The sequence below is a fragment of the Acidimicrobiales bacterium genome, from assembly GCA_022452145.1.
GTDB lineage: Bacteria > Actinomycetota > Acidimicrobiia > Acidimicrobiales > MedAcidi-G1 > UBA9410.
On sequence record JAKURY010000017.1, the window covers coordinates 1 to 12,396 of the forward strand.

Consider the following 12,396-nt stretch of genomic DNA (forward strand, 5'->3'; position numbering starts at 1 on the left):
AGCCTGGCCGGGATGGCCGCCGCCGGGCCGGTCGCCGTGTTCCCCCTCATCCATGGCCCGCTCGGCGAGGACGGCACCCTGCAGGGCCTGCTCGAGTTGGCCGACGTGCCGGACGTCGGGAGCGGCGTGCTGGGCTCGGCGCTGGCCATGGACAAGTTGGCCGCCAAGGAGATCCTGGCCCACCACGGGATTCCCCAGGTCCGGTACCGGGGACTCCATGTCGACCGCCTCGGCGAACCCGGGTCGGACGGCCGCCGGGCACTGCTGAAGGGCCTGCTCATGGACCTCGGCCCCACAGTGTTCGTGAAACCGGCCAACATGGGCTCCTCGGTCGGGGTATCGCGGGCATTCGACCCGGCCTCGCTGGATACCTCCCTGGCCACTGCCGCCACCTACGACGAGTGGATCCTCGTCGAGGAGGCGGTGGCGGGTCGGGAGATCGAGTTCGCCGTGCTCGGCGGCAGGACCCCGCAGGTCTCGGGGCCCGGCGAGATCAGGCCGGGCGACACCTTCTACAGCTACGTGGACAAGTACGAAACCGACGCCGCCGAGCTCATCGACGATCCCGACCTGGAACCGGCGACCGTGGTCGGCTTCCAGGAACTCGCCGCCAGGGCCTTCGTCGCCCTGCGGTGCTCGGGCATGGCCCGGGTCGACTTCTTCCTCGCCGACGACGGCCGCATGCTCCTGAACGAGATCAACACGATCCCCGGCTTCACCTCGATCTCGATGTACCCGCGGCTCTGGCTGAAGGCCGGTCTGTCGTACGGAGGACTCATCGACCGGCTGGTCGACCTGGCCGTCGAGCGCCACACCCGCCGGCGGCGCAACACCGGCCGCTAACCGGACCCGCCTCAGGCCACCGGGTCCAGGGACGCCCTCAGGAACCGCAGCAGCTCGCTCCGACGTTGTACGACGGGCCGCAGAGTCGGGCCCACACCGGCCACCCGGAGCACCTCGATCTCGGTGGCCACCCCGACCACCGTGGAGTACGCGCTCAGCAGCAGCAGCTGGGCGTCTGTCCGCCGCATCCGGCCGGCGGCCATCTCCGCCTCGATCCACAACCGGGCCCGGGCCATCAGCGGTTCCAGGTGGCCTCGCAGGCGTTGGGCCCCGGGCGAGTTGGGACGGCTCACCTCGCGCAGCAACCCGAGCAGGACCGGTTGTTCGAGCGCCACCCGGAACACGGCCCTCACCAGGGCATCCACCCGCTCCCAGTCCTTCTGGCCTCCGACCAGCACCTGGTCCAGCGCCCCGGTGAGGTGTTCGGCGCAGCGGTCCACCACGGCGTTGAGCAGGCCGCGCTTTGATACGAAGTGGTACAGGATCGTCTGCTTGCGTATGCCCAGCCCGGCCGCCAGGTCGTCCAGCGAGGTGCCGTCGTAGCCGGCCGTGCCGAAGGAGGCTAGGGCGGCGTCCAGCACCCGTCCCTTGGTGCCCCCGCGGGCCTCGCTCGACGCCACCCGACCACCGTAGTCCATAATTCTACCATCTGGTAAGGAGCCTGACCATCTGGTAGAATTATGGGCGTGATACCCCAGAACCTGGCCGGGCGCCGCATCGCAGTCACCGGCAGCACCGGATTTCTGGGCACCGCCCTCGTCGAACGCCTGCTGCGCTCGGCCCCGGGCTGCGAGCTGCTCCTGATCGTCCGTCCGGGCCGCCGTGGAGCCACCCGCCGCGTCGAACGGGACATCTTCCGCAACGACGCCTTCGACAACCTGAGAGCCGACCTGGGAGCCGATGGCTTCGCCGAGATGCTGGCACGTCGGGTGACCGCTGTGGCCGGCGACGTGACCACCGACGGCCTCGGACTGGACGCAGACGGACGCGCCGACCTGGCATCCTGCGACATCGTCATCCACTCGGCGGCGGTTGTGAGCTTCGACTCGCCCCTGGACCAAGCCGTCGAGGTCAACCTGCTTGGCCCGGTCAGGGTCGTCGAGACCCTGGCGGACCTGGGCGTCGCCCCCCACCTGGTGGCCGTCTCCACCTGCTACGTGGCCGGGAGCCGACGTGGAAGCGCCCCCGAGGAACCGGTCGACGCCTCGACGTTCTTCGTCGGCGTGGACTGGCGAACCGAGGTGGATGCAGCCCGCCGGATCCGCCTCGACACCGAGACGGAGAGCCGGACCCCGGAACGCCTCCAGGGCTTCCGGAGCGAGGCACACGGCGAGTTGGGCGCCGCCGGCACCCCCAGCCTTGCCGCCAAGACCGAACAACTCCGCTCCCGCTGGGTCGACGACCGGATGGGGGAGGCCGGGGTTGCCCGTGCCACCTCCCTGGGCTTCCCCGACGCCTACGCCTACACCAAGGCGCTCGGAGAGATAGCCGTCGCCGAGAGCGCCGGCGACGTGCCCGTCAGCGTCGTGAGGCCCGCCATCATCGAATCGGCGCACTCGGAGCCCTACCCCGGTTGGATTCGGGGCTTCCGCATGGCCGAGCCCGTCATCATCTCGTACGCCCGGGGCCTGCTGAAGGAGTTCCCCGGCGTCCCCGAGGGCACGGTCGACGTGATGCCCGTCGACTTCGTGGTGGCCGCCATCTGCGCCGTAGCCGCCCGCGGACCCCTCGGCCCCGACGACGGCACCGACATCGTGCAGGTGGCTTCGGGCAGCGTTAACCCGCTGCGCTACGGGCACCTGGTGGACATGGTGCGGGAGTGGTTCACCGAGCACCCCATCTACGACGACTTGGGCCAGCCCATCGCGGTCCCCGAGTGGTCCTTCCCGGGCCGCGGTCGGGTCAAGAAGCAGTTGGAGAGGGCGGCCACGACACTGGACCGGGCGCAGAAGGTGTTCGAGGTGCTGCCTGTCCGGGGCCGACAGGCCGAGGTGGGGGCGCGCCTGGAGGAACAGCGCGACCTGATCCGCCGGGCCGAGGGCTACGTGGACCTGTACGGCGCCTACGCCGAATGCGAGGCCATCTACGGGCTAGACAACCTGCTCGGCCTGTGGGACTCGCTGGACGACGCCGATCGGGCCACCTTCTGCTTCGACCCCCGGATCATCGACTGGAACCGCTACGTACCCGACATCCACCTGCCGTCGGTCGTGAAGGCCGGCCGGGTCCCGATGAAGCCCCCGGCCCGGGGTGGCGAGAGCCGGTCGGCCCGCCTCCGCCGGCAGGTCCTGGCGCCCGAAAGGCACCTCGTCGCCTTCGACCTCGAGAACACACTCATCGCATCCAACGTCGTCGCCTCCTACGCCTGGCTGGGAAGTCGCCACCTCCGCGGACGCGACCGAGCCCGCTTCGTGGCCGGCCTGGTGGCCGAGGCCCCGACCCTGCTCTCGCTCGACAAGAAGGACCGCAGCGACTTCCTCCGCCACTTCTACCGTCGCTACGAGGGCGCTCCGGTCGACCAGATCGCCGCGGACTCCGTCGAGCAGTTCAGCGAGTTGATCCTGGCCAAGTCGTTTCCGGCGGGCATCCGTCGGGTCCGCCAGCACAGGGCTCTCGGCCACCGGACCGTCCTCATCACAGGAGCCCTCGACTTCGTCGTCGAGCCCTTCCGCCCCCTGTTCGACGACATCGTGTCGGCCAAACTGGGCGTGGTCGACGGCACCTACGACGGTCGCATGACCGCCGTGCCACCCACCGGCGAGGCCCGCTACCAGGCACTCGTGGACCATGCCGCGGCCCACGACATGGACCTGCGGGAGTCGGTGGCCTACGCCGACTCTGCCAGCGACCTGCCCATGCTGGAAGCGGTCGGCTTCCCGGTGGCGGTCAACCCGGAGACCCGACTCGCCAGCATCGCCCGCAAGCGCGGCTGGCTGGTAGAGGACTTCCGCAAGTCACCCGGCATGCGACGCAGCCTCCTGCCGCTGGCCCCTGCGAGGAGCGCCGCCCGATGAAGGCCCTGCAGTTCCGACGCAACCTCCCCCGCTACGCAGCCGCCCGGCTGGCCGGCGGGTTCGTCCCCGGTCGCGGTGCCTCGGCCGGGCCCCTCAGCCTGGTCGACATGGATCCCCCCACCGCTCCCGGCCCCGACTGGGTACGCGTCCGCCCCCGGCTCTCGGGAATCTGCGGCTCGGACCTGGCAACCGTGGACGGTAGGTCGGCCCGCTACTTCGAACCCCTGGTCTCCTTCCCGTTCGTTCCGGGCCACGAGGTGGTCGGCGACCTGGACGACGGCACCCGGGTGGTCCTGGAGCCGGTGTTGGGCTGCGTGAGCAGGAACCTCCATCCGGCCTGCCAGTCCTGTGCCGACGGTCGGCTGGGCAACTGCGAGCACACCTCCTTCGGGGACCTGGAGCCCGGCATCCAGACCGGCTCCTGCCACGACACGGGCGGAGGCTGGGCCACGGCCTTCACGGCCCATCGGTCCCAGCTGCACGCCGTTTCCGTCGACATGGACGACGCTGCGGCTGTCATGGTCGAACCCACGGCCTGCGGTGTCCACGCGGCCCTAGCGGCCCATGTACCCAACGGTGGCGTAGTAGTCGTCCTCGGCGCTGGGACGCTCGGACAGGTCACCCTGGCCGCCCTGCGCGCACATACCGCTCCCCGCACCATCATCGCCACCGCCCGCTATCCCGAGCAGCGGCGCATGGCGGGCCTCCTGGGCGCCGACCTGGTGATCGCCCCCGACGAGGTCAGGCGGGCGGTCAGACGTGCCACCGGCAGCCGGGCCATCGGGGCACCGACCGTCGGCGGGCCCCGGGATGGCGTGGTGGACCGCCTCACCGGGGGCGCCGACGTGGTCGTGGACTGCGTCGGCTCCTCGGCCAGCCTCTCCGACGCCCTGGCAGTGGTCAGGCCACGGGGCCGAATCGTGCTCGTCGGCATGCCGGCCGAGGTCACCCTGGAGCTGACACCGCTGTGGCACCGCGAGGTGGAGCTGGTCGGCGCCTACACCTACGGCACCGAGACCCTCGCCGACGGCGCAGAGAGCCGCACCTTCGACCTGGCCACCGACCTGGTACGCGACGCCGACCTGGGTCGGCTGGTGACCGCCACCTACCCGCTGACCCGCTACCGCGACGCCCTCGAACACGCTGCGGCTGCCGGCCGACGGGGTGCCGTGAAGATCGCCTTCGACCTCCGCGATGAGAAGGAGCGCAACGACCTGTGAGCAACGGACGCCACCTCGCCCCCCGGCCCGGCTTCGTCCTCGACGTCGACCGGAACAGCCCGCCCATCGTGTTCCACCACGGCGAGGGCTTCCGCCTGGAGAAGCTTCCGCCCGGGCGGTCCCGGGTCATCTACCCGGCCGAACCCCTGGAGGGCCTGGCCGACCCCGACGGCGCCATCCGCCACGCCCTTGCCAACCCGCTCGGCGACTCCGAGCCGCTCCGCGCCCTGCTGCACTCCGGGATGAAGCTCACGATCGCCTTCGACGACATCTCCCTCCCACTCCCGCCGATGCGCCGCCCGGACATCCGCCAGCGGGTCATCGAGGCGGTGCTGGACGTGGCCGCCGAGGCCGGGGTGGACGACGTCCACCTCATCGCCGCCCTGGCCATCCACCGGCGCATGACCTCCGACGAACTCCGGCACGCCGTCGGCGACCGGGTGTACGACGCCTTCGCCCCCGACGGTCGCCTCTACAACCACGATGCCGAGGACCCGGACGGCATGGTGGTGCTGGGCGAGACGCCCCACGGCGAGGACGTGCAGTTCAGCCGGCGGGCCGCCGAGAGCGACCTGTTGGTATACGTCAACATCAACCTGGTGGCCATGGACGGAGGCCACAAGAGCACCGCCACCGGCCTGGCCGGCTACACCGGCCTCCGGCACCACCACAACGTCCACACGATGTCCAACTCCCGCTCATTCATGGACCAGGAGAACTCGGCCCTGCACGCATCGAACTGGCGGATGGGCAAGGTCCTCCGGGATGCCGGCGTAAAGATCTTCCAGATCGAGACCACGGTCAACAACGACACGTTCGGACGCCAGGGCCCGCTCGCCCTACTCCAGAAGCGTGAGTGGGAGTGGTCGGCCCGGGACCGCATGCAGTTCCTGGCCATGAAGGCCGGCCTTGACCTCATGCCCAACGGGGCCAAGCGCCGTGCTTTCTCCGGCTGGCAGGCGCCGTACGCCCTGACGTCGGTCCAGGCGGGCGAGGTCGAGGCTGTCCACGAGGTCACGACGGCCAACGTCTACAGGCAGCAGCTCGTCGCGGTCGAAGGCCAGACCGACGTCCTGACCATGGGCCTGCCGTACATCTGTCCCTACAACGTCAACTCGATCATGAACCCGATCCTGGTCATGTGCCTGGGGCTCGGCTACTTCTTCAACCTCTACCGGGGTCGGCCGCTGGTCAGGGAGGGTGGCGTGCTCATCATGAGCCATCCCACACCGTGGGAGTTCCACCCGGTCCACCACCCCAGCTACATCGACTTCTTCGAGCAGGTCCTGGCCGACACCACCGATCCGGCCGAAATCGAACGGAAATACGAGAAGCAGTTCGCCGAGGACGAGTGGTACATCCACCTGTACCGGAACTCGTACGCCTACCACGGCGTCCACCCGTTCTACATGTGGTACTGGGGCACCCACGCCCTCGAGCACCTCGGCCGGGTGGTCATCGTGGGTGGCGATCCGGCGGCAGTGCGCCGCATGGGGTTCCAGCCGGCTTCCACCCTGCAGGACGCCCTCGAGATGGCGTCTGACGTGGTCGGTCCACAGCCCACGATCACGCACCTCAAGAACCCGCCCATCTTCATGGCCGACGTCACCTGACCTGATGGGGCAGGTGGGCCTCCGGGTGGCGAAGACCCGGGCCATGGTCGCAAGGCTCGGCTTTCCGTGGCGTGCCGCACCGGTACCGAACGGCATCACCCCTGCACCACCGGCGCGCCGACTCGGCGCCGACTACGACACCGACTGGGCCCGCCGCTATCCGGCACGACTGGCCCGGGCCGCCCTCGTGGAGGGCGTCATGCGCCCGGTCATGTCGGCGGTCGCCTCGCCTGACCGCCGCGGCCTGGACCGCCTGGACGACCTGGACGGACCGGTCGTCTTCGTGGCCAACCACCACAGCCACGCCGACACGCCCCTGCTGCTCACGTCCATCCCCGACCCGTGGCGCCACCGGACCCTCGTGGGAGCGGCCGCCGATTACTTCTTCGGGAACCGATTCAGCGGAGCCGTATCAGCACTGGCCATCGGAGCGGTGCCCATCGAGCGCACCCGCGTGGGCCGTCGGTCAGCCGACATGGCCCGCGACCTCATCGACGACGGCTGGAGCATGCTGCTCTACCCGGAGGGTGGTCGGAGCCCCGACGGATGGGGCCAGGAGTTCAGGGGAGGAGCAGCCTTCCTGGCCATCCGGTGCAACGTACCCGTCGTGCCCATCCACCTGCAGGGCACCGGGCGGATCCTCCGGAAGGGTCGGACACTGCCACGTCCGTCGCGTACGACCGTCACGTTCGGCAACCCGCTCGTTCCCACGGAGGGCGAGAACGCCCGCGCCTTCGCCGTCCGACTCCAGTCTGCCGTGGCCGCCCTCGGAGACGAGGCCACGTCCGACTGGTGGCAGGCCAGGCGACGGGCCCACGCCGGCACCTCACCCGGCCTGACCGGTCCGGACGTGGGCGCCTGGCGTCGGGCATGGGCCCTGGGCGACCGCGACCGGCGGTCGCGGCGGCGTCGTCGCCGGTGGCCCGAACTCTGAGCTTCCGGCCCACCACCGTCGAGCCGAACTTCTTCAGTCCTTCGGCTGCCATCCCGTTCAGCGCCGGGCACCCCGCCGGTAGCATCCGGAACATCGATGGAAGCGTGGCCAGAGCCGTTCCCGTTCCCGTCGGATCCCACGATTCTGACCAGCGATTCTGACCAGCGAACGAGACAAGCGAGTTCCCCATGACCGTCGCCGCCTCCACCCCCATCGAGCTGATTCGGGGCGTCTACGCCTCTCTGGACGAGCGCTTCGAGATCGGCCGCCGCCGCATTGATCGACCCCTCACGCTGGCCGAGAAGATCCTCGTCAACCACCTCGATGACCCCGAGGGCGCCGCTCTGGAGCGCGGCGTCTCATACGTCGACCTGCGTCCCGACCGGGTGGCGATGCAGGACGCCACAGCCCAGATGGCCTGGCTTCAGTTCATGACCGCCGGCCTCGACCAGGTCCGGGTTCCGACCACCACCCACTGCGACCACCTCATCCAGGCCCGCGACGACGGCAGGACGGACCTGCTCACAGCCGTCGAGGGCAACCGCGAGGTCTACGACTTCCTGGCCTCGGTCTGCGCCCGCTACGGCGCGGGCTTCTGGAAGCCCGGCTCCGGGATCATCCACCAGGTGGTGCTCGAGCAGTACGCCTTCCCCGGCGGGATGATGATCGGCACCGACAGCCACACCCCGAACGCCGGAGGCCTCGCCATGGTGGCCATCGGCGTGGGTGGCGCCGACGCCGTCGACGTGATGGCCGGCTTCCCGTGGAACGTGCGCTGGCCCAGGCTCATCGGCGTCCACCTGACCGGCGAGTTGAACGGCTGGGCCGCCCCCAAAGACGTCATCCTGAAGGTCGCCGACATCCTCACCGTCAACGGCGGCACGGGTGCCATCGTGGAATACTTCGGTCCCGGTGCCCGCAGCCTCTCGGCCACAGGCAAGGGCACCATCTGCAACATGGGCGCCGAGATCGGCGCAACCACCTCGCTGTTCGCCTACGACGACGCTGTGGCCCGCTACCTGAAGTCCACAGGCCGCGAGGCCGTGGCCGACGCGGCGGACGCCGTGGCCCACCACCTCCGGGCCGACGACGAGGTCGAGGCCGATCCCGGAGCATTCTTCGACCAGGTCATCGAGCTCGACCTGACCACCCTGTCGCCGCACATCAACGGCCCCCACACCCCCGACCTGTCCCGCCCGGTGGCCGACCTGGGCGCCGAGGCTGAGCGCGAGGGCTGGCCCATGGAGGTCAGCGCCGGCCTCATCGGGTCGTGCACCAACTCCTCCTACGAGGACATCACCCGGGCGGCCAGCATCGCGCGTGACGCCCTGGCCAAGGGCCTGACGGCAAGGGCCCCGCTGCTCGTCACTCCCGGCTCCGAACAGGTCCGGGCCACCATCGAGCGCGACGGCCTGCTGGCCGACTTCGAGGCCATCGGTGCCAAGGTGCTGGCCAACGCCTGCGGGCCCTGCATCGGCCAGTGGGACCGCCAGGACATGGAGGACGGCGTTCCCAACTCCATCGTCACTAGCTACAACCGGAACTTCCCCAAGCGCAACGACGGGTATGCCACCACGCACGCGTTCGTCACCTCTCCCGAGACGGTGATGGCCCTGACCATCGCCGGCCGCCTCGACTTCGACCCGGCGAACGACACGCTCACCAACGACGCCGGCGAGGAGGTCTGCCTGAGCGTCGGTGACGGCGAGGAACTTCCGGCCGCCGGATTCGATCCAGGTGAGGAGACCTTCCAGTCGCCGCCGGCCGACGGCATCACCGTCGAGGTGGTCGTGTCGCCGACCAGCGACCGCCTGCAGGTCCTGACCCCGTTCCCGGCATGGGACGGCGAGGACATCACCGGCCTGGCGGTGCTCGTCAAGGCCCGGGGCAAGTGCACCACCGACCACATCTCGATGGCCGGACCGTGGCTGAAGTACCGGGGCCACCTCGAGAACATCTCGGGCAACGTCTACATGGGAGCCGTGAACGCCTTCACCGGCGAGGTCGGCACCGGCCTGGACGTCACCGACGGCGGGACGCGGCCATACCCGGATATCGCCCGCCGCTACCACGAGGCAGGCATCGGGTGGGTCGCCATAGGCGACGAGAACATGGGCGAGGGATCGTCACGTGAGCACGCCGCCATGGAGCCCCGGTTCCGGGGAGCCCGAGCGGTCATTGCCCGCTCGTTCGCCCGGATCCACGAGACCAACCTCAAGAAGCAGGGCCTGCTGCCCCTCACGTTCGCCGACCGGGACGACTACGACCTGATCGGTCCCGAGGACCACATCTCGGTGGTCGGACTGGCCGACCTGGCTCCCGACGAGCAGGTCGAGGTCGTCGTCACCTCACCGGACGGTTCCACGACCAGCATCACCACGAACCACACGTACTCGGCCGACCAGATCGAGTGGTTCAGGGCGGGCAGTGCCCTGAACCTGATCCGCCAGCGCACCGGGTCCTGACGGTTCCCAGCCACCGGGGCGCCCGTGCGCCACAGCAGACGGCGTAGCACTGGCACCGGCCACCATCCGCCGCCTCGCATGCGACGCCGGCATCATCCCCGTCGTCCTCGCCACGAACGGCGAAGTGCTGGACATCGGCCGTCGCACCCGCACCATCTCCACCGCACTACGAAACGCCCTCACCATCCGAGACCGCGGCTGCACCTTCCCCGGATGCACCCAACCACCGTCATGGTGCGACGCCCACCACGTCCGCCATTGGTCCGGGCGACCCCACAGACCTCGCCAACCTCGTCCTGTTGTGCTCGACGCACCACCACGTGGTCCACGAAGGCAACTGGCAGATCACCAGAGCCCCCGACGGCCGCCACGAGTTCAGATCACCCACTAGCGAACGGTTACCAACCCGACGTGTACCACTACTCCACCCGCTTCTGGAATAGACCCACGTGCGATGCTCCAGGGCCTCGGAACCTCATGTAGGGAGACACGGGTACCCCCGGAAGCGGCCTCAACCGTCGACGGGCACCAGGCGTGCGCTGACGGCTACGTCGCCGGTCCATGCCCACGACAGGACACAGGTCGTGTCGCCGAACCTCTGGGCGTGGTGCTCCCACGGAGCGTGGTGCACCGACTCGCCGACCGCCCTTTCCACCCACGGGCCAACGCCCCTCTGGAACGAGACCGAGCCCGACAACACGTGGTACGTCTCCTCAGCCGGGTGCTCGTGCCGGGGGTAGTGCAGGCCGGCTCCCCACACGCCCAGCCCCGCGCTGGCCACGTCGGACTCGACCAGTCCACCGGATCCGATCACCCGGACGTATCCGTAGTTGTCCAGGAAGTGCTGCGACAGCGTCGCCGCGTACTCGGCGGTCTGGACCCAGTGCAGGATCGGCGCCGCCGCCGTGAACGCCCGCAGCACCGCTCCGACGCCCGGAACGGCGCTTCCGACGTCGATCGCAGACTCACACCCGGCCAGCAGCCGGGCCACCGGTAGGGCCACCGGATCGGGCTCCACCACCTCGTCCGCCTCCAGGGCGGCGACCAGCAAGCTCCCGACCGTGCCCAGCATCGAAAACCGCTGGGCATCCGGATGTCCGACATAGAAGTCGGCAAGGGCGGCGACCAGATCGCGACGCAGGTCAGCGCTCATCGGCACCGGCGGCCCACCCCGTGGGCCACGGTCCGACGAGGGGCAGAAGAATCCACCGGGTTCCTGAGCGCCGGAAGCGGGTACTCGTCAGACCGCCCGCAGCCTGTAGCCGCGGTTGCGGGCCTCGGCGAACGTGTCCGGTCCGAAGCACAGGAAACGCTCGCTGGACATCAGTTCGTCCAGCACGATGGCCAAGGTCTCCTCATCGGCAACCTCGTCCAGGTCGTAGACCTGCTGGGTGCGCTTGTCACCGATGAAGCGGTGGTGGGCGAAGGACGACGGTCGATCCATGACCGCGGAGGCTAGCCCGACGATACGACCGCAGAGGTGGGAGCCCGGATGGCCAAGGACGGTGACTCGGTCCCCGAGGTGGGGCTGTCGCCGAACCCGAAGAAGACGACCTGAACCAGCAAGAGGGCCAGGTACGGCAGGACGCCGAGGAGCATCCCCCAGCGCACGTCAGTCGACCGTGCCCGCCACGCCGGCCATACGAGGGCAACCAGGCCCATCAGCAGGAGCGCATATACCTCCCAGACGATGAGGACCGGGCTTGCCAACATGGTGAGCAGCCCCACGGGCAGGACACGACGGAGGGCGCGCCCGGACGGGCGCGCCCTCACGTCTCGAATCTCGTCTTGCAACTCATCTGGATTCCCGGATCGACCGGTTGTGACGGCAGGGACTAGTGCCGACGGTCGGGTCCCGGGGGTGGATCGGCGTGGTATCGCCGGGTGGTCCAGCGCCGCTCAGCGGCCGCCCACCTCCGAAGTCCCATATCTACTGCTGCTGATCTGGACCACCTCCTCTCCTCGGTACCGGCGACCATACGCCCCCGACGTCACCGGCGCAGGAAGTTGCGCCAGCAGTGATACGAATTCGTACTGCCGCCTACACTCCGACCCGTGTCCCATCCCACCCAAGACTCGTCAGGGACAACCGTCTACTCCGCTCGTGCCGTCCACACCCTCGACTCGGCGCGGGCCACGGCTGCAGCCGTGGCCGTCCGCGACGGTCGTTTCCTGGCAGTCGGCGACCCCGACGACCTGCCCGGCACGCCGCAGGCCGCCATCGTCAAGTGGTTGAACCTGCTGGCCTGAGACTGGTTCCAAAATCCTGCGGTGGTGAACCAGCCGGTGTGAACTGGCCAAGTGAAC

11 protein-coding genes are annotated in these 12,396 nt (G+C 69.6%); 7 read left to right on the forward strand and 4 right to left on the reverse strand.

The window, feature by feature from the left end:
* Positions 1 to 843, forward strand: an 843-nt coding sequence (locus MK177_07455; GenBank protein MCH2427155.1) for a D-alanine--D-alanine ligase, incomplete at its 5' end; no start/stop codon positions are given.
* An 11-nt stretch (positions 844 to 854) separates the two neighbouring features.
* On the opposite strand, the gene MK177_07460 is transcribed toward MK177_07455, so the two are convergent.
* Positions 855 to 1,463 carry a TetR/AcrR family transcriptional regulator gene (locus MK177_07460; protein ID MCH2427156.1) on the reverse strand — a complete coding sequence of 203 codons (609 nt, stop codon included), beginning with the start codon at positions 1,461 to 1,463 and terminating at the stop codon, positions 855 to 857.
* A 66-nt stretch (positions 1,464 to 1,529) separates the two neighbouring features.
* Here MK177_07460 and MK177_07465 point away from each other — a divergent pair, with 66 nt between their 5' ends.
* From MK177_07465 to MK177_07485, 5 genes are all read left to right on the forward strand, one after another.
* Complete coding sequence (locus tag MK177_07465) at positions 1,530 to 3,857, forward strand: HAD-IB family phosphatase (GenBank protein ID MCH2427157.1); 2,328 nt, start codon at positions 1,530 to 1,532, stop codon at positions 3,855 to 3,857.
* On the forward strand, positions 3,854 to 5,077 hold the full coding sequence (locus MK177_07470; GenBank protein ID MCH2427158.1) for a zinc-binding dehydrogenase: 1,224 nt from the start codon (positions 3,854 to 3,856) through the stop codon (positions 5,075 to 5,077). The genes MK177_07465 and MK177_07470 overlap by 4 nt, the downstream gene beginning before the upstream one ends.
* The gene (locus tag MK177_07475; protein MCH2427159.1) at positions 5,074 to 6,690 is read left to right on the forward strand and encodes a nickel-dependent lactate racemase; all 1,617 of its coding nucleotides are present in this window, start codon (positions 5,074 to 5,076) and stop codon (positions 6,688 to 6,690) included. The genes MK177_07470 and MK177_07475 overlap by 4 nt, the downstream gene beginning before the upstream one ends.
* 25 nt (positions 6,691 to 6,715) lie before the next feature.
* Complete coding sequence (locus MK177_07480) at positions 6,716 to 7,624, forward strand: 1-acyl-sn-glycerol-3-phosphate acyltransferase (GenBank protein ID MCH2427160.1); 909 nt, start codon at positions 6,716 to 6,718, stop codon at positions 7,622 to 7,624.
* Positions 7,625 to 7,812: 188 nt separating this feature from the next.
* Entirely contained in the window at positions 7,813 to 10,089 is a 2,277-nt protein-coding gene (locus tag MK177_07485; GenBank protein ID MCH2427161.1) for an aconitate hydratase, read from the forward strand.
* Between the two features lie 511 nt (positions 10,090 to 10,600).
* Here the strand turns inward: MK177_07485 and MK177_07490 are convergent.
* The 3 genes from MK177_07490 to MK177_07500 form a co-directional block, all read right to left on the reverse strand.
* Positions 10,601 to 11,242, reverse strand: coding sequence for a dimethylsulfonioproprionate lyase family protein (locus MK177_07490; protein MCH2427162.1), 642 nt, complete (start codon positions 11,240 to 11,242; stop codon positions 10,601 to 10,603).
* An 87-nt stretch (positions 11,243 to 11,329) separates the two neighbouring features.
* Positions 11,330 to 11,533, reverse strand: coding sequence for a hypothetical protein (locus tag MK177_07495; GenBank protein MCH2427163.1), 204 nt, complete (start codon positions 11,531 to 11,533; stop codon positions 11,330 to 11,332).
* 11 nt (positions 11,534 to 11,544) lie between these two features.
* A complete protein-coding gene (locus tag MK177_07500) occupies positions 11,545 to 11,862 on the reverse strand; it encodes a hypothetical protein (GenBank protein MCH2427164.1) in 318 nt (105 codons plus the stop codon).
* A 282-nt stretch (positions 11,863 to 12,144) separates the two neighbouring features.
* Here MK177_07500 and MK177_07505 point away from each other — a divergent pair, with 282 nt between their 5' ends.
* Complete coding sequence (locus MK177_07505; GenBank protein ID MCH2427165.1) at positions 12,145 to 12,339, forward strand: hypothetical protein; 195 nt, start codon at positions 12,145 to 12,147, stop codon at positions 12,337 to 12,339.
* Positions 12,340 to 12,396 lie beyond the last annotated feature (57 nt).

Bases quoted from the DNA above. Each gene is read 5' to 3' on its own strand.
- MK177_07485 (MCH2427161.1), top strand. From the start codon at position 7,813: ATGACCGTCGCCGCCTCCACCCCCATCGAGCTGATTCGGGGCGTCTAC.
- MK177_07495 (MCH2427163.1), bottom strand. From the start codon at position 11,533: ATGGATCGACCGTCGTCCTTCGCCCACCACCGCTTCATCGGTGACAAG.
- MK177_07470 (MCH2427158.1), top strand. From the start codon at position 3,854: ATGAAGGCCCTGCAGTTCCGACGCAACCTCCCCCGCTACGCAGCCGCC.
- MK177_07490 (MCH2427162.1), bottom strand. From the start codon at position 11,242: ATGAGCGCTGACCTGCGTCGCGATCTGGTCGCCGCCCTTGCCGACTTC.